Here is an 18726-nt window from a genome sequence, read left to right as displayed (position 1 = left end):
TTGCATTTAACCAAAAGGAGGAATAATATGAGCAACCTTTTAAAGAAAAAATCATGGATGATTTCGTTCGTATCTGTTTTAACTTTGTCCGTTGTTCTGACAGCATGTGGAGGAAGTAAAGAAGCTTCTGGACAAAAAGTAACGTTAACTTATTGGAATGGATTCACGGGCCCGGATCGTCCGGCCTATGAGGAGCTAGTCAAACAATTTAATGATAAACACCCCAATATTCAAATTACGATGGACATTTCTCCATGGGATGCACTCCTTGCCAAATTACCTACATCACTTGCTTCGGGGCAAGGTCCTGATATCGCCTCTTTCGATTCATCGCTAATCCCGCAATATGCTAAAGGCAACTTAATTCTTCCGGTAGATGATATTTATGAGAAGGGGATCGACCAAAAGGTCATGGCGAAGAGTTTAGTTGATGCAATGAAATATAATGACAAGTTATACGCAGTGCCGGCCAATACAGCAACGTTATTAATGTACTATAACAAGGACCTATTCAAAGCTGCAGGGATTGCCGCTCCTCCCACGACGTGGGCCGAATGGCAGGATGCTATTCTTAAAACAACAAAAACGAACGGCACTGATAAACAATATGGGCTGGTGCTCGCTGACCATGCAACAATTCCGATGTGGCCAATTCTCATTTGGGGTAATGGCGGAGATATTCTTTCAACTGATCGCAAGAAATCCATGTTAAACGACAGCAAAACTGTGGAAGCGCTTAAAATATGGGCTGACCTAGTCGCAAACAAGGGGATTTCCCCTGTTAATCTCACGGGTGGAGATGCTGATAAAATCTTCGCATCGGGCAAAGCAGCCATGGAAATTAATGGTCCTTGGATGGCTGGTGGATTAAACGGCGTGAACTATGGCGTTGCACCAGTTCCGGCTGGCCCTGCAGGCAAGGCTACGCTTGCGAATGCAGTTGCCATGGTTATTGGGAAAAACTCTAAGCACAAAAATGAGGTTTATGAGTTCATGAAGTTCTGGAACAGTGCGGATGCACAAGCTTATCTATCTTCAAAAAGCGGATTCCCACCAACGAGAACAGATTTAAATGATAATGCGCAGGTAAAATCGAATCCGCTCATTCCTCAATTTGCAGCGGTCGCAAATGATTCTAAATTTTACCTAGCTGGCTTAGAACAGTTTAGCAAAATTGACAGCGATATCTTTACGCCGGCTATTCAAGCGATTACCAACAATAAAGGTACCGTAGAAGCTACAATGGCAGATGCAAGCAAGAAATTGGATGCCCTTTTATCAGGCAAATAGTTCATAGCAGTGTGAAAAAGCACCCTACGGACTGGGGGTGAAAACACCAGTTTGACAGGGTGCTTCACATGCCGCTTATGTTTAAGAGTAACCCGGTTAAGGAGGTAGTTATGACAAGCACGCGCACTAACAGAAAGCCTTTGATCAAACAAAGCCGGGCAGCCTTTTTCTTTTTATTGCCAACTGGGCTGATATTATCGTTATTTGTATTTTGGCCTATTATAAATTCGTTCTGGTTGAGCCTTCATCAATGGAGTCTGCTGGAACCTGACCGCCCATTTATTGGATTAAGTAATTATATGAAATTGATGCAGGATGAACGGTTCTGGAACTCAGTGAGAAATACCGCTTATTTTACAGTTGGATCTGTACCTCTGGGCATTATTTGTTCGCTGCTGCTCGCTCTATTGTGCAATTTAACGCTTAAAGGTATGAGTTTCTTTAAAGCGATTTATTTCCTGCCCGTGATCTCTTCGTTTGCTGTGCTTTCGATTATTTGGTCTTTTTTGATGGATCCGGATATAGGCTTACTCTCTTATTATTTACATCTCATTGGCTTTTCCGTGACCGGTTGGCTGCGGGATACGACATGGGCGATGCCCATTGTTATTCTAATTGCTATTTGGAAAAATGTCGGATTCAATATGGTCATTTTCATGGCAGGCTTGCAAGGGATTTCTGTTTCCTTGTATGAAGCTGCAAAAATTGACGGCGCTAACACGTTCCAAAAATTTTGGCATATTACATTGCCGTCCTTAAGGCATACTACGCTGTTTGTGATCATTATCTCGCTCATTGCCTCATTCCAAGTATTTGATCAGGTCTTTGTTATGACGCACGGAGGTCCCTTGTTCAGTACGGAAACCATCGTTTATTACATTTACCATCAAGGCTTTGAATTGCTCGATATGGGATATGCCTCATCAGCGGCTTGGATCTTGTTTATTTTTGTATTTTTAATTACATTAACTCAACTTAAGTTGTTTAACTACAATGAAACGGATTAGGGGGTATTGGATATGAAGGTAACTTTAACCCGCAATTTCCAGTATCTTATGCTTATTGCGGCAGCAATCGTCATCGCTTTTCCTTTCGTATGGATGGTGCTAACATCCTTTAAACCAGAGAACGAAATTGTGCATTTTCCACCTACTTTGCTTCCATCCAAAATGATCTTAGACTCCTATACCCATGTATGGAGCAGGATTCCTTTTCTGGTGTTTTTCAAAAATAGCGTTATTTTCTCGTTCAGTGTTACCTTGATCTCTCTCCTGTTTGACTCCATGGCCGGTTATGCGTTTGCCAGACTTTCGTTTAGAGGAAGAAATAAGTTATTCCTTCTTGTGCTGGTTGCATTGATGATTCCCGTCCAGGTAACAATTATTCCGTTGTTTATCATGCTTAGCCATTTTGGTTGGCTCAATACGTTTGTGGGTTTAATTGTCCCACGTGCAACGAATGCATTCGGCATTTTTATGTTAAGACAGTTTCTTGTAGGTTTGCCCAAAGAGTTGGATGAAGCAGCGAGAATAGACGGATGCTCTGAATTTAGACTATATTGGCAAATCATATTACCTCTTGCTAAGCCCGCTATCGCGAGTTTGGCGCTGTTCCACTTAATGTACAACTGGAATGATTTATTGTGGCCATTAATTATTACAAGTACCGAGGACATGAGAACGCTGCCTGCTGGACTTGCATTATTTATGGGGCAGCATGTTGTTGAGTATGGCATTCTAACTGCTGGGGCAGCGATTGCTACTGCACCGCTTGTTATTGCCTTTTTATTTGCACAAAAGTATTTCATTCAAGGTGTTGCATTTACCGGCATGAAAGAATAGAGAAAAGATCTGACGGAAAAGGAGAGAACGACTGTATGGGCAAATTACATCCTTGGGTTTGGGCTGTAGGAATCGAAAATACTTTCATCGGTCAAACGGCCAGAGGCGAAAGGGTTCTAGATGAATTCGAAATTACGCAGCATTATCAATTCTGGGAAGAGGACTTGGATCGAGTGAGGGCATCGGGAGCTACCATGATTCGTTATGGTGTTCCCTGGTATCGGATTGAAACGAGCAAGGGTGTATTCGATTGGTCATGGACAGATAAGGTGATGGCTTACTTCGATCGGCATCGAGAATTAGTGCCCATCATTGACTTGATGCATTATGGTACACCGCTATGGCTTAAGAATGAATTCATGAATGCGGAGTACCCGCAATTAGTTGCTAGATATGCTAAGGCATTTGCGGAAAGGTACAAAGGAATAACTTCTTACTACACACCACTAAATGAGCCATTCGTTAATGCGGAATGGTGTGGATGGAGTGGGACTTGGCCGCCATATCTAACAGGTTTGCTGGGTTTTGGTTTACTTATGAATCAATTATGTAAGGGAATCATCCTAACGGTTCAGCATCTAAAGCAAGTCGACCCAGATGCGGTGATGGTGCATGTGGAGGCTTCAAAGAAGTATATAGCCGCAGATGAATCTTATATCGAAGAAACCCATTTATGGAATGAAATTCGGTTTATCATGTGGGAGCTTATACAGGGTCGCATTCAGCAGGGACATCCTTTATATACGTGGGTATTGGATCACCATTTTAGCCATCATGATTTAGAATGGTATGCAGAGAATCGGATTGATCTAGATATTGTCGGAGTCAATTATTATCCGCAATTTTCCTTGAATGTGATTGGCAAAGAGACGGCCGAGCAAGGACAAATCCCACGTGCGGTGATGGGTTCAGCTAAGGATATGATCGATATTGCCAGAGATCTGTATCAGCGATACAAGAAGCCCATTTTCATTACGGAAACCAGCTATAATGGCAGCGTAGAACAACGTGTTTCTTGGTTGGAGGAACTCATTCGTGCAAGCTGGAAGATGAATGAGGAGGGAATTGAGCTTTATGGCGTAACGTGGTTTCCTTTTCTGGATATGGTGGATTGGCCTTATCGGACGAATGGGTTATCGTTTCAAGAGAATCTGGCTACCTTCGGTTTATACAGTTTGGAGGAGAAGCCTGACGGAACGATTCATAGAGTTAAAAATGCGGCAGGCGAAAGATTCGAGGAAGAATTGAGAAAGAAGTCAGTCTTCATTTAGCCAGATAAAACGATCCTGCCAAGCCAAAAAAACGAAACAGCAGCAGTCATGGACGAGTAAAAAGTCCGAGTCTGCTGCTGTTTTAATGAACAATTGTGCACAATTATCTCAATGAACTAGACGGACAGAATGACGAAAGGATCGCGCCGCCTTCAATTTAAAGGACTTTGAAATAGTGACCCTGTTCAAGGTCCGAGATCAGTGAAGCGTGCTCAGGCCGCCAGCCCAAGCGCTCCTGAGTCCGTGCACTTGAAGTCGGATTGTCGACAGATGCGGCGAAGGAAATCCAGCCGAAGTGATCAGCTGCTTCTTCATGGGAAATACTGACCACCGGCAGGTTCAGGTGGCGACCGATGACGTCAGCGATATCACGGAGTGGCACACCTTCATCGCCGACCGCGTGCAGCCGTGAGCCAGCCGGTGCGTTTTCCACCGCCATACGGAAGAGGCGCGCCGCATCGAGGCGATGCACGGCCGGCCACCTGTTGGATCCGTCGCCAATGTAGGCGGAGACACCTTTGGTGCGGGCGATGTCGATCAGAGTCGGGATGAAGCCATAATCGCTCGGACCGTGCACGGATGGTGAAAGACGGACGATTGATGATCGAACCCCGCGCTTAACCATTACCATCGCCGCCTCTTCGGAGCGCCGGTGCGCAGTTGGCATAGGCGCGTCCTCTTCCGTACTAAGGCGTCCTGGTGTGAGCGTAAGCGTCCCGGAGGTGACCACGAAAGGTTTGCCGGAACCCTCAAGTGCTTCTCCGATCGCCTCGATCGCCAGCTTGTCGGTCTCGGCGGCGGCCGCAAAGTTCGAGAAGTCGTGTATGAAGGCCAGATGAATGACGCCGTCCGCTGCAGCTGCGCCGCTGCGCAGACTGTCGAGATCGTCGAGGGTGCCGTGATGCACGTCCGCTCCCGCCGCTGTCAATGCTGCAGCAGATTTGTCTGAACGGGCAAGACCTACAACCTGATGCCCTGCATCGATAAGTTCGCGGACGACGGCGGAACCGATGAAGCCCGTAGCTCCTGTAACAAAAATTCGCATAATGAAGTCCTCCTAAAAATGAATATGATTGCTTACAGGTGTAATGATAAAGTATAGAGTGCACTCGATAGCAATACCATTCGGATCGATGGTATAATAAAGATTATGGAAAACAATTTCTCAAGCAAACAGGTGTCTGAAAAGACGGGATTAAGCATCCATACCTTACGATACTATGAGCAAATCGGATTAATTGACGGCATAGAACGGGACGTAAATGGATATCGCAAGTATTCACAATCCGATATCGTATGGTTTCAGGTGTTAAGTTACTTTCGAGCGATGGGGATGCCCATTCGGGAGATGCAGGAGTTTTTCGCCTTGAACGATAGTCAAGTCTCCCCGATAACAGCTCGACGAGAATTCATGGAAACGTATCGCATTAAGGTTATTGATCAAATGAAGGAACTTGAAAATACACTGGAGAAAGTCGATGAAAAAATCATTTTTTTCAAAAATCTAGAGGAATCAGATAAGCTGCAAAAGAATCCAATGAAGGAGATCTGAGCTAGTCGACACGTTTGAGGAGCAAGTCCAAACAAATGACAAAGGAGTTGCCGCTACAGCTACCCATCATTCATTTTAGAATGATGGTTTTTTTGAATATTGGAAACAAGAACCTGATAACATTCCTGACGTAGTCACATTACTGCCGAGTAGCAGGCTCTTCGCCCACGAAAGGGTAGATTACTTTAGTTACAACATTGACCTTCGGGAAAATACAAGCTCTACTGCGATGCCCAACTGATACATTCTTATCTAATCAAAACTTTACCTATACCCTTGGCAAGGCAGCATGTTACCATATTACTGTTGTCCGAAAATTTACCAGTACCGGGGGTATTTTAATATATGAGCATCAACTTAGAAGATTGGATTCATGAAGCCGACTTGGTGAGCATGCAGAAGGCAATGTCTTCGGGTGAATGTACATCCGAAGCTCTCGTGCTTGCATATATCGAACGCATTCATAGGTATAATCCTCTGATCAATGCCTTATTAGAGATCAATCCAGATGCGCTTGAAATAGCAAGGAATCTTGACCTTGAGCGAAATACAACAGGTAGTAGGGGGCCGCTGCACGGAATTCCAATCCTGCTCAAGGATAACATCGATACGTACGACCGGATGCATACGAGCGCTGGTTCAATCGCATTGGCTGAGTCGTTTGCTCCTGAAGATGCGTTCGTGGCCGCAAAGCTCCGGGCTGCTGGCGCTGTTCTTCTAGGTAAGGCCAATATGACCGAGTGGTCGAATTTTATGTCCAATCGTATGCCAGCTGGATACAGTTCCAGAGGAGGATATGTGTTGAATCCATATGGACCTGGCAAGCTCTTCGTCAGCGGATCAAGTTCAGGATCGGCTGCAGCCGTAGCGGCGAACCTGACAGCAGCAGCGATCGGAACAGAAACCGCAGGTTCGATTATTGGGCCGGCCAGCCAACACTTTCTCGTCGGAATAAAACCTACTGTAGGGCTTGCGAGCCGCAGCGGCATTATCCCGATTTCTATAAGTCAGGATACGCCAGGACCGATTTCAAAGACAGTCACTGATGCAGCGATTCTACTTGGGGCACTCGTCGGGATTGACGAAAACGATAAGGCAACTTGGACTAGCCCGCATCGTACTTTTCATGACTACACATCGTATCTCGACCGAGACTTTCTGCGTAAAACTCGCATTGGGATTCCCAGACATTACTATCGGTCGTTGGATGAAGAAAGACTCTCCATCATGGAATCCGCCATTAATGTTCTGCGTGAGCAAGGTGCTACAGTTATCGATACTGTGAACCTCCATTTGGAACAGCATCCATGGAACAATGATGTTATCTGCTACGAATTCAAAACAGGCCTGAATCGCTATTTATCAAAGTTGAACTCGGATATGCCCGTGCATTCTCTTCAAGATCTGATAGCTTATAATCAGAAACACGCTGCATCCGCATTGAAGTTTGGCCAAGATAATCTGATTCGCTCGGAACAAAATGCGCTAAACGAGACAACATATCAACTTAAACGACAAGAATATAACCATCCGGCTGTAACGCGAGGGATTGACTATGTACTCGATCAACACGGCTTAGATGCTTTAATGTTACCCGGTGACGTTGATGGCATGTACATTGCTGCCCGGTTAGGGTATCCCCTTATTACGGTGCCCGCCGGTTATTCAGCAAAAGGAACAATTGATGCTGATGGCGATTTGACGCAGGGTCCATTTGGTGTTGTCTTTTCCGGGAGGGCTTTCAGTGAGCCCACGCTAATCAGCATCGCCTATAGTTTTGAGCAGGCAACACTATTCCGTCGTCCACCAGAAATGGGCTAAGCTAACGAGGAACGATAGTTGAACATTCAACAAGAACAAGGCTGCCGGCAATGTGCGACAGCCTTTCGTTCACCTAACGGGAGTTTAGCGTCAGATAGAAACATCTAATATAATGTGCTTATCCACTTGAATGGAGGGTCTAACCTTGGGCATTAGGAATTATCTGATTGGAGGCGTTTCCGGCGCTGGTAAAACTACGGTCTGCAACGAATTGCAGCGGCGCGGCTACCATGCCATTCATGGTGATCGTGAATTGGCTTATCAAGGCGATCCGGAAACTGGTACCCCAACGGTTGTCTTTAAACCCGAACACCACATTTGGCATGTAGATAAAGTAAAAGCTTTGGTCGCCAATCAGGATGAGGAGGTAACATTCTTCTGCGGTGGTTCGCGGAATTTCCCCAAATTCATCGATCTCTTCAACGACGTGTTTGTCCTTGAAGTCGACTTGGAAACCAGTCTCCGGCGGATTGATGAGCGAGTAGCATTGGACCCAACTGATTGGGGTGGTAGACCAGAGGAACGGGAAATCAGTGCACGAATTTATCAAACGAAAGAAGGTGTTCCCAAAAACGGAATTATAATCGACGCCACCGCACCGATCGCGCACGTCGTTGACGAAATCCTCCATCAAATCGAAGCAAATGAACGCCAATGACAGTAACTTATGGTCACTCACGGACAGCACCTGGATGCGACCACTGCGCTGACGGAGAACGTTTGTTGAATACTCATATAGCGGCAGCTGGTCACCCGATCGGCTGCCGTTGTCTATTGAAGTAACGGGCAGGATTGCTTAATCACTTCGCGAATACTTCAATGTACGAACACCGAAAAAGTGAAAGATAAAACGCCAATGAATAGGGTGATTACTATCAGGTCTGTTTTTGTTTTATTAGATTTAGATAGTCGAGATTCTATAATTAACACTATAAATTCAATGTGTATTAATTATAAGGACTTACAATGGATTTATAAGAATCACCAAGACTCTTTATTATATATCGAGTTCAACGAGAAGAAGAGCTTTTTAAACGAAATAGAGGATACCGACGAGAATGCATTCTTGTTAGAAAGAATAAAATCAGATGTAGTACTTCAAATCGACATCTCTGGAAGACATCCAGGTGACAAGGAAGTTTTGCAAATTGTAAAAGAACTTTTATCCAAATTTAATGGGTATGCAATGGATGATTACAGTGATCATTTATGGACACTTGAAGAGATTCAAAATGGAACTAAATATCGTGAATTGAAATTTTTTGACTATATAGGATGGTATGAGAGAAATCATAATAAATAAGAAATTAATAGAGATTGTTCAGAATATTCGTGGCATCGTATAACGGCGGACTTTTCATTACACTAACGAAGAACTATAGTTGAACAAACCTAATAGGCTGCCACGTGCAGCCTTTTGTGCTGACGGGCAGTAGAGAAGTGGATTGCAGCGGACTAGCAATTGAGAATAAGCAAAAGTAAGTTTACTTCAACAATACTTGATTCTTACATGGTATAATTTGGGTTATATTGTTGATTTTCGAGGTGATAGTGTGAATAGAATATTTTTTCATCAATCTGTGATTTATATAAATAAAGCTGAGTTGGTCTTCATTGATGTTGATGGTAATCAGGCTCAAATTAAATTCGATGATTGTAGATGAAATTGGGTTAATTTTGTAAACACATCTACTGAATTCGAAACATCTGAGTTAAAAGAAGAAGAAACGAATTGTGTGGGTTGGAGAGATGCTTTTGATAAGGTGCCATACATTGAATATTTCACAGAACCAAGAACCCGATTCGTATTTCCTTATAAGAGAACTTTTTATGAAAGGTTTCGAAACATGCACTCTCGTAAGGGTTATAGGCATTTCAGAACTATGTGTACTCAACTAAAAGAAAACGGATGGTCAACTTTTGACTTGTGATAGACAAATGCGCTAACGAGAAACGATAGTTCAATACCAGAGGATGATTCAAAAATGAGGATAAAAAAGAGTGAATTTAAAAATGTTGCACTAGAGATTGTTAAGGTTTTTGAAATGAGTATAGAGTATGTGGGTTTTCCTTTTTCTGAGAGAGAGAAAATAAATGCATTCTATGAGAGTAAGTTTGACGAAGATGGAGAGCGCATCAAAAAACTAATTATGAATGTAGAGTATGATTTTTTTGGCAGTACAAATTTTAAAGATAGAAATGATCCAAAGAATAAGGTGCTGTTTGAAGAAATATCCTCAGATTTAAAAGGAATTAGAGAAGATCTTGAAAATTATGCAGATAAAAAAGGCTAACCGTGTGACCACAAAAGTATTGTTATTTGCGAGGCTTTACGTCTAATCAGTGTAGGATAGTTTCGTGTTATGGTAATAAGTTATCCATTCAACGGCAGAACTTTGTTACGCTAACGGATACGATAGCACAATAACAACAAGAGAAGGCAGCCGACCTAGTGATCGGTTGCCTTTTCTCAACTAACGGGCAGTTTAGTTCCAATTATGGTATTATTAAGAAAAAAATTTTTGGCAGGATTACAATAAATCTGGTTAACAATGCGCTAGTTATACTAATGCCAAAGGGGAAAATCTTTAATGCAAAGGAATGCTCAATTAGACATAAGGGGAACTGTTTCGGACTTGAACGATATCATAGAAAAAATAATTGGTAAGGTGGACGAAATTAGTTCTTGTACTATTGCTTATGGTTTAATTACAATAAAAACCAATGAAGCTCGGGAAGGGTATCAGGAGTTACTTAAAATGCTTGAGGAACGTAATCTCGAGTATACTTTTGCAGAAGGACGGAAATACACAAAAAAAGAAATGGACTCAAGTTATTTCTTTCATGTGAATGTTCCATTTCCATGGGAACATGAACCGTTAAAAAATGCAGCCTATTATGGCACAGTCTATGAAACATTAGAAGTAGACTGTGATTGTCAATTACAGCAGATATCTGAGTTGAGACTGGATGTAAAGAAGATGAAAAAGAGTCATCTTATCACGATCTACCCTCAGTTGATCGTTACTGAGCATGCTAAAAATATCAGTATTCAGAATGAATTAACAGGCTGTGAGTTTCTCCCAGCCAATGATTATAAAGAACGTGAATTAGGTCAAGTGTTTGAAATGAGAGTAAATAATATTCTCCCTCTATTAAGTGAGAGAACTAGACTGGAAAAAGTAAAGCGTAAACATTGTTCCCGGTGTATTGCCGGTGCTGTTTTGAGATCAGAATTGATTTATGAAAAAGCAGATCTTAAATTGGTGTTGGATTTCAATTTGACCACTGAACGGTTAAACGCGTATGATGCTAGGCAATTGGTAGTTAGCAAGAAAGTCAGAGATGTTTTTAATGAGAACAAAATAAAAGTTTATGGTTATGAACCAGTAGCCTTTCACGAGACGTGTTAAGTTATCGGAGAACGTTACTTCAATAAACTACAAATGAGGCTACCACCGAGAAAATGTGGCAGCCTCATTATGTTATCAGGCAGGATAATTCAATTTATAGCGATTTTTACCCGCAACAAATGTGATTTGTTTAGTAAACTGAGGTATGTATAATTTTCCCTGTTTTACTCAGCGAGATAATAAGGTGCGATTCATTAGAGCAACTTCCCAAAGAGGAATAGAAGGAGGTCAACAAAGTATGCAACGACCCCAAATATGGCACTATGGCCTTGTCGCGCAATCGTGGGCGAATGCTACGGAAGCTGGGTCGGAAGGGGCGTACTACAAGAAGCTGATTGAGACGTCCGGACAACCGGCGCTTGACCTGGGTTGCGGCAGTGGACGCTTGTTGCTCAACTTTTTGCAGGCTGGTCTGGATGTGGATGGCTGCGACTACTCTGAGGATATGCTTGCAGTCTGCCAGGAGCGAGCAGCAAAGCATGGCCTTTCACCCCGGCTCTATGTGCAGGCAATGCATGAGTTGGATCTGCCACAGCGCTATAGGACGATAATTGCCTGCGGAGTGATTGGTCTCGGCGGAGAGCATCGTCTGACTATGCAGGCCATGCAGCGCTGCTATGAGCATATACGTTCAGGCGGCACGTTCGCATTCAACTATGCGGTGCGATGGAACGATCCGCCCGCTTGGCTGGCGAGGTTGCCTGAGTACAGGCGGGCTGAACCCCAGGAATGGCCCGCATCCAGCGAGCGCCAGCGCCTGGCCGACGGCATGGAGCTGGAAATGGCTGCCCGGACACTTAAGACAGATCCCTTGGAGAACGTCTCCACCCGTCAGATGCGAGTTCGGCTGTGGCACGAAGAGAACCTTATCAAGGAAGAAGTTCACACGCAAATGGTGGAAGACTTTACGAAGAACGAGTTGGTGTTGATGCTTGAGCGCGCGGGCTTCAGCGACATCCAGATCTTTGGAGACTTCAGAGATGAACCAGCTACCGCAGACCACCATGATCTTGTCTTTATCTGCCGAAAGTAAAATCGCGTCCCAATTGTGATTCATAACGAGATATTAGAAAACAATATCTTCATTTTTGAAGACCCTGACGGCTACCGATTAATGCAATACAAATGTAGCACTATTGAACTCTAACGGAACACGATAATTCAATTACACCTAGGATAAAGCTGCCGGTACGATCGGCGGCTTTATTACGTTAACGGGCAGGTTTCTTCAATGATTTGTGTTAAAATGTGAATGGTTTCATTTGATTTAAGGGGGAACAATCTTGCGGCTAATAATGAAGTCTTTGCCATACCTGTTGGAGCAAGGCTACGAATTAGGATTTGGACCAAGCGTTTATGATACTATGGCAGAACTTATTCTTGCTTTCAGTGAGCCGGATCAGAATATTCTTTTCTTATATACAAACTGGGACAGAAGATTGGATCCACATAGGGACGAAATGATACAAAATGATGCCCAGTATTTTCATGCTGATGTTATCTATGATCCAGAACAAGCGATAAGTCGAAGAGTAAAGGAAATACTGTTGCATCATTACGCACCTAAGCTCGATCCCAACGATAATCAGACCTACATGGATGAACTTCTAGCTCAATTCAGAGAAGCTGCCTATGAAGAACTCAATGAAGAACTATTATTAAAAATTGGAACTGCAGTACACGATATGAATTCAGTGTTCACTCTTGAAGAGCAAAACGAGGCTACTCAAGCTTTTGTGAACAGTCGCTTGATGTTCGCCAAATAACCTGGCTTTTCACATATGATCGCCCAGTAAACTTAAAAAACATCTTGTGGTATAAGATCAGCTCGAAAGAGGAAATTATTCGGTCATTTGAACTCACTGACTGGTGGTTTAAATGTGTGATACTAAATGCAGATACTCCAGTGGAGGAATACAGTTTTTTCCTCAATTATACCGAAGAGCACGGTGATGATTATGACGGAATGGTCCTTTACATAGCACCTGGATCGAATGATTCATTTAAAAAAAGTGTTCTTCCTCGATTGCAGAACCTTTTAGTCGATAAGCTCGAAATCGTTCGCTAATCTAGCCGTTACAGACTGCGCGATGAACGAAACATACAGAAAAGCAATAATTATTCCGCTAACGGGAGACATTAGTTTAATTTGAACACCGCGGCAGCAGGCTCTAAGGAGCTGCTGCTATTTTTTAGTAACCTATGCCGTCTTATTTCCGCGGCGGCAAAGGAAATTTTTTTATTATTCACTAAGGAGTGTAGAAAGGACTAAATTTGAAATGGTTAATGCTACGGGGGAACAATAGTTGAAACACCGAATGGTGTGACGCGCTGTAACCCTTCACTGTACGACGGGGAAATTAGTTAAGTTAAAGTAACTAAGTAACAATAATATCACTACTTTTTGGAACACCGGATATGGTGTATTCTAAAATCGATGATAAATGAAGGAGGCTATCCTATGCAGTATAATAACTTGTCGAAAACAAGTCTTAAAGTTTCCAAGTTAAGTCTTGGAACCATGATGTTCGGAGGGCAAACAAGCGAAGCTGATAGTCTTAAAATCATGGATTACTCATTTGAGCATGGCATTAATTTTTTTGATACTGCAAACTCGTATAATCAGGGTGAAAGCGAAAAGATCGTCGGCAAAGGTCTCAAAGGGAGGCGTGATGAGATTATTCTTGCGACAAAGGTACGCGGTTCTATGGGTAAAAACCCTAATAACGCGGGATTAAGTCGCCGAAATATTCTATCTGCTGTTGATGCTAGCTTAATGAGATTGGATACTGATTATATCGACATCTACTATATGCATGCGCCTGACAACGATACAACCCTCGAAGAATCACTTGAAACGATGTCTACTTTGGTAAAAGCGGGGAAAATTCGATATATTGGTGTCAGCAACTATGCCGCTTGGCAAATCGCTGATATGTTGTCTATCTGCGACAAACGTAATTATATCGCACCCATAATCACTCAGAATGTCTATAACCCTATTACCCGCGGCATAGAGACAGAACTCGTTCCTTTTTTAAAAGCGCATGACGTGGGCATGGTCATCTATAACCCTATTGCCGGGGGGTTACTGGCTGGTAAACATAAGCCGGGTCAGCCTGCGGAAAATACTCGATTTGCCAATAATGAAACATACTTTAACCGGTACTGGTCAGATGAGAATTTTGCCGCAGTAGACAAGCTTACTCAAATTGCTGCGGAATGTGGATTGAGTATCCTGCAACTTGCGATGAAGTGGTGCGCCGCGCAAGAATCCGTGACGAGTATCATTTCTGGAGTAAGCCGATTAGCCCAAATCGAGCAGAATATTGCCTCGATTGAGGGGCAACCGCTGGATGCCGAGACTCTGTTGAAGTGCGAAGATGTATGGCGTTCATTAGCAGGAACACGTTTCGGATACAACAGATAAGTAACCCGATTTTTAATATGACTGAAAGATTAAGGCGGATCGGATGATCACGCCTTATTTCTATTCTCTTTGGGCCGATCGCCTCTGACTATTGCTTCAAGTAATATCTAGTGCCGATAAATGATATCCGACGATTCAGTTGCCATGTACTCACCTAACGGGCAGCTTTGTTCAATCTGAGTGAAAATAGATTTCCTCTGAAAGTTGGAATTTGATGATGGAAAAAGCAATGTATTTTTCACTGTTAAAATTTTTTTTAATAACCTTGATAATGCTAAGAGTTCTGATGAATCAATTAGTTTCGAAGTTTATAGGGAAGCTGAAACACTAAAAAATAAAGATTACATTCAGGTACTTATCGTCACTGGAGGCATCACAACACGAATGAACAGAAGGATCAAAAGTTATCCTATCGCACAAAAAGTATCTGTTCATACAAAATTGTGCGTACTGTTCAAAACGTCCTGGACACGCTAATCTAATAGCGTAAAGAAAGTGAATTGCAATCAATGTCAGAATACGAGTTGGTTAAAGTTTTCTGAATTTTATGTTGTGAGTAGCGGACGGGAGAAGTTTGCAAATTGGGGATCTACTTACGATCATAAACAAAGAGAGAAGGGCTAACATTGAACGAACAATTATCCAAGCATCCAAGTTCTTCACCACTCGCGCCAGGCTCGCATGAAGTGACGATTGACGGCATTTTACAGAAGTACCACGTTGCCGGCAGCGGACCTGTTTGCATTGTCCATCCCGGTGGTCCAGGTTTTCATTGGGAATATTTACGTTTGCCCTTGTTGGAAACGTTCATGAAAGTTGTTTATCTCGAACCTGTCGGCACGGGCCAATCGGGTGTATTACCTGATGGAGATTACAGCGTTTCGCGCTATGTTGGCTTTGCCCGCAAGCTGATTCAGCATATGGGGACTAAGCGTCCTTACTTTCTGGGACATTCGCACGGCGCCTTCGTTGGTCTGCAATTTGCCTTGGATTACCCCAATGAACTCGGAGGGGTGATCGTCTATGACGGGGCGCCGGTTACCGGACCTGAACATGGTATGGAAGCCACACGGGGCATCGAGCTTTTTGCGCAGCGTTGGCCCGATCGTCCGGAAGCTCAGGAAGCCAAGCGTGCCTGGATGGATGTAGCGACGGGAGTCGTTTCACTTCGGGACAGAGCATCGTTCATGGGCGTCTTGCAGCGGCTCCTACCCGCCTATTTTGGTGACTACCGGAATCCTCCGGAGGGATTCGCATCATGGCATGCCAGCTTGGACGCTACCATTGTTCCGAATAGAAAACCTGAGATCTGGGATATTCGACCTGTTATGAATTCGATTCGTATACCAACACTTATCCTTGTCGGAGAATACGATTTTATCTGCAGTCCAAGGTGGGCTAAGGAGATGCATGCAGCGATTTCCGGATCGCAGCTTATTATCTTCGAACAGAGTGGACACATGAGTCATATCGAGAAACCTCGCGAATTTGCCGGATCGATTAAAGATTTCATTAACTTAAATTAATTTGCTATATGATTCACATAAAAAAGATAATCGGGAGAGGAGGTGAGGAGGACGCCGTAGCTGTTCAAAAATTTCATTGATGCACTTTAGCGCTTCAAATAGAAAGGAAATGTTCTCGTGAATATTCCTAAACTGCCATGGGCGGGCATTAAATTTGAATTCGAGAACATCGCCATCGTCATCAATCTGCTTTATTATTTGACCGCTAAGTTATGTGAGGCAAACGAGCTTTTTTTCTTTGGAATCGTACGGCCCCGCCGACAAGCAAATGATTCATTCCGGGGACACGTTATGGTACGGGTACTGGTGGAAGATGGTCAAATCCTTCGGAGCTATTGATGCCGCGTGTTGCCTGTCAACGAAGACGTTACGCAATTCCCAGGGTATATCCGCATAGCGAGCGCTCAGGATCGCATCCGCTTCTGCCTCTTACAGACGAACGAAATTTATATACAATAACGAATGAATTGGAGGAAAACATCGCATGAAAAGGATCGATCACGTAGGACTTCAGGTGAAAGACATAGACGTTTCCATACGGTTTTATACGGAGATAATCGGGCTAGAGCTGAAAGATAGGGTTCAAGCTTATGGAATTGAGGCGGCTTTTCTGGGTTATGGCGTCGAGAACGAGGCAGAGCTAGAGTTGATTAGCGGCTTTAAGGACGGATTGCCGTCCGAAGGCATCGTGCACCACGTGGCGTTATCCTCTTCTGACATACAAGCGGAGTGGGATAAGCTCAAGCATAACGGCGTAGAATTCATTAGCCAAGAGATCGCAATTATGCCGTCGGGGATTAAATATTTCTTTATTTACGGACCCGAGAAGGAATGGATCGAGTTTCTTCAAAGACCTAATAAGTAAATAAAATTAGTAAAGAAGTTGACTTCCGTTACGGAGAGTCAACTTCTTTATATAGACTAGGATTCGGCAGTTTCGTCATGGGCATAGCGTCACTTTGAAAATGGAACCCAGAAAATTGCTACAGCTATCTTTCACTTTATTTATCGTCGGCAATTTTGATGGGAGCGAAAAATCACACCGAATTTTAACAGGGTTTTAAGAAAGTTGTTCGATTGCGCTCCATGTCTTCGGCACCACGGATGCCACATAGACATTCTCAGCCAAGGCATATTTCTGCGCCACCCGCAGTACCTCATCCGCGGTCACCGCCTCTACTTTGGCTACGAAAGCATCAACATCAAACTCCAGTCCATACAGTGTGCTATAACTCAGAGAATCATTTTGAGCGAGCACATCATCCATACCGATTACCAGCTGTCCGGTCAAACAGGCAATGGCGCGGCGGAGCTCCGCAGCACTGACGAGACTTGTCTCCAGATCCGCTAGGTGCTTAAACAGAATTTCCTTTGCCCCGTTTACATAAGTTGCCGACAGTCCCATATATCCCAAAAGGTAGCCGTGGTCATAAAAAGACTCGTAATCCACATCGACCGCATACGCGAGTCCCTTTTCTTCACGAATCTCATCATACAAACGAGAAGACGCATTCCCATGCGCTCCTAAAATCGTGGCAATAATTTCAAGCGCCGGCTCGTCGCTGCTCCCGTAACCTGCTACGGGAATTGCCCATGAAATATGCGCCTGTTTGACGCTGCGTTTGACAACCGCCTCTTTTTGCTGCAGATCATATTCACGCCTCTCCTGCTCGGCACGATCCTTCGGCTGATGAACTTGTAGGCGTTCCAAATAAGAGAGCACCGCAAATTCATCAAAATTGCCCGTCGCTACAAAGATCACATCGCCTGTGTGATAGTGCGAATTATAAAACTGAAGGAGATGTGAGCGCTGGATCTTCTGCACGCTTTTCTTAGTACCCAGAAGCGAGCTTCGCTTCAACAGACCTTCGAGCACCTCGCCGGAAACCGAAGACGGTTGATCGGCATACATATGAATTTCTTCAATGATGACCTGCTTTTCTTTTTCGATTTCTTCTTCTGGGAGCGCCGGTTGCCAAAAAAAGTCCGATAGAAGGTCCAGCGCCTCCATGCCGTACTTGCTTTGCACCTGGATGTAGTACTTGGTTTCATCCTCCGAGGTATAGGCATTGGGAAGCGTGCCGAGGTCCGCGGCGTCCTGGTTAATCTTTTTTGCCGTTTTCGTGGCACTGCCTTTAAAGAGCATATGTTCGAGAAAATGAGCAGTCCCGGCAGGGACGCCTACTTCCGTGTTGCATCCTGCTTTAATCGCGTAGGCAAAGACCGCACTGCGCGAAGACGAATCTGGCTTCAGCACGACTTGTAAATGATTTTTTAATGTCATGGTCTCCATGCGCAGATCCCCCTTTACTTTTTTCATTATGAATTTTCCGGAGGGAACCTTCGTGTCTGGCTTCCGTGCTAATATATATCTATATTACACTATTTTGGTTCATACCTGTAGGAGCGTTGGTATGTTCGAGTCGAATGAGGAAATCAGAATCATGCACTCTTCAATATAGATGTTTACGAAACATTGTTGACGTTACGAAGGGGACATACCCATCATGACGTTATTCAGTTTATAATAAAGTCGTGTACTTTATGGAATGTCTTTTGTTAACCTGTAATGGTGTTTGAAC

The 18726-nt window shown here is 43.7% G+C and carries 17 protein-coding genes; 15 read left to right on the top strand and 2 right to left on the bottom strand.

The window, feature by feature from the left end; translation table 11 throughout:
- The first annotated feature begins 27 nt into the window (after positions 1-27).
- The 4 genes from GQF01_RS03035 (at position 28) to GQF01_RS03020 (ending at position 4402) form a co-directional block, all read left to right on the top strand.
- The gene (locus tag GQF01_RS03035) at positions 28-1290 is read left to right on the top strand and encodes an ABC transporter substrate-binding protein (protein WP_161405413.1); all 1263 of its coding nucleotides are present in this window, start codon (positions 28-30) and stop codon (positions 1288-1290) included.
- A 110-nt stretch (positions 1291-1400) separates the two neighbouring features.
- Positions 1401-2297, top strand: coding sequence for a carbohydrate ABC transporter permease (locus GQF01_RS03030; RefSeq protein ID WP_161405412.1), 897 nt, complete (start codon positions 1401-1403; stop codon positions 2295-2297).
- A 12-nt stretch (positions 2298-2309) separates the two neighbouring features.
- On the top strand, positions 2310-3131 hold the full coding sequence (locus GQF01_RS03025) for a carbohydrate ABC transporter permease (protein WP_161405411.1): 822 nt from the start codon (positions 2310-2312) through the stop codon (positions 3129-3131).
- 35 nt (positions 3132-3166) lie between these two features.
- Positions 3167-4402, top strand: coding sequence for a family 1 glycosylhydrolase (locus GQF01_RS03020; protein WP_161405410.1), 1236 nt, complete (start codon positions 3167-3169; stop codon positions 4400-4402).
- 157 nt (positions 4403-4559) lie between these two features.
- Here the strand turns inward: GQF01_RS03020 and GQF01_RS03015 are convergent, their stop codons facing one another.
- Positions 4560-5447 (bottom strand): SDR family oxidoreductase, encoded by an 888-nt coding sequence (locus GQF01_RS03015; protein ID WP_161405409.1) that lies wholly within the window; start codon positions 5445-5447, stop codon positions 4560-4562.
- A 105-nt stretch (positions 5448-5552) separates the two neighbouring features.
- Here GQF01_RS03015 and GQF01_RS03010 point away from each other — a divergent pair, with 105 nt between their 5' ends.
- The 11 genes from GQF01_RS03010 to GQF01_RS02960 all read left to right on the top strand — a co-directional run bounded on the left by GQF01_RS03010 (position 5553) and on the right by GQF01_RS02960 (position 17009).
- A complete protein-coding gene (locus GQF01_RS03010) occupies positions 5553-5954 on the top strand; it encodes a MerR family transcriptional regulator (RefSeq protein ID WP_202556030.1) in 402 nt (133 codons plus the stop codon).
- Positions 5955-6299: 345 nt separating this feature from the next.
- A complete protein-coding gene (locus tag GQF01_RS03005) occupies positions 6300-7775 on the top strand; it encodes an amidase family protein (protein ID WP_161405408.1) in 1476 nt (491 codons plus the stop codon).
- Between the two features lie 145 nt (positions 7776-7920).
- Positions 7921-8433 carry an AAA family ATPase gene (locus GQF01_RS03000; protein ID WP_161405407.1) on the top strand — a complete coding sequence of 171 codons (513 nt, stop codon included), beginning with the start codon at positions 7921-7923 and terminating at the stop codon, positions 8431-8433.
- Between the two features lie 207 nt (positions 8434-8640).
- Entirely contained in the window at positions 8641-9078 is a 438-nt protein-coding gene (locus GQF01_RS02995; protein WP_161405406.1) for a hypothetical protein, read from the top strand.
- A 682-nt stretch (positions 9079-9760) separates the two neighbouring features.
- On the top strand, positions 9761-10069 hold the full coding sequence (locus tag GQF01_RS02990) for a hypothetical protein (RefSeq protein ID WP_161405405.1): 309 nt from the start codon (positions 9761-9763) through the stop codon (positions 10067-10069).
- 342 nt (positions 10070-10411) lie between these two features.
- On the top strand, positions 10412-11188 hold the full coding sequence (locus GQF01_RS02985) for a hypothetical protein (RefSeq protein ID WP_161405404.1): 777 nt from the start codon (positions 10412-10414) through the stop codon (positions 11186-11188).
- Between the two features lie 238 nt (positions 11189-11426).
- On the top strand, positions 11427-12221 hold the full coding sequence (locus GQF01_RS02980; protein ID WP_161405403.1) for a class I SAM-dependent methyltransferase: 795 nt from the start codon (positions 11427-11429) through the stop codon (positions 12219-12221).
- A gap of 250 nt (positions 12222-12471) precedes the next feature.
- Positions 12472-12954 (top strand): hypothetical protein, encoded by a 483-nt coding sequence (locus GQF01_RS02975; protein ID WP_202556028.1) that lies wholly within the window; start codon positions 12472-12474, stop codon positions 12952-12954.
- A gap of 695 nt (positions 12955-13649) precedes the next feature.
- Entirely contained in the window at positions 13650-14618 is a 969-nt protein-coding gene (locus GQF01_RS02970; RefSeq protein WP_161405401.1) for an aldo/keto reductase, read from the top strand.
- 626 nt (positions 14619-15244) lie between these two features.
- Complete coding sequence (locus GQF01_RS02965) at positions 15245-16144, top strand: alpha/beta fold hydrolase (protein WP_161405400.1); 900 nt, start codon at positions 15245-15247, stop codon at positions 16142-16144.
- Positions 16145-16628: 484 nt separating this feature from the next.
- A complete protein-coding gene (locus GQF01_RS02960) occupies positions 16629-17009 on the top strand; it encodes a VOC family protein (protein WP_161405399.1) in 381 nt (126 codons plus the stop codon).
- Between the two features lie 195 nt (positions 17010-17204).
- Here GQF01_RS02960 and GQF01_RS02955 read toward each other — a convergent pair whose 3' ends face one another.
- On the bottom strand, positions 17205-18464 hold the full coding sequence (locus GQF01_RS02955; RefSeq protein ID WP_202556026.1) for a M16 family metallopeptidase: 1260 nt from the start codon (positions 18462-18464) through the stop codon (positions 17205-17207).
- Between the last annotated feature and the right edge of the window lie 262 nt (positions 18465-18726).

Source organism: Paenibacillus silvestris (assembly GCF_009882985.1).
GTDB lineage: Bacteria > Bacillota > Bacilli > Paenibacillales > NBRC-103111 > Paenibacillus_E > Paenibacillus_E silvestris.
The sequence above is the reverse complement of the archived record's forward strand: the minus strand, read 5'-3'. Positions and strand labels throughout refer to the sequence as shown.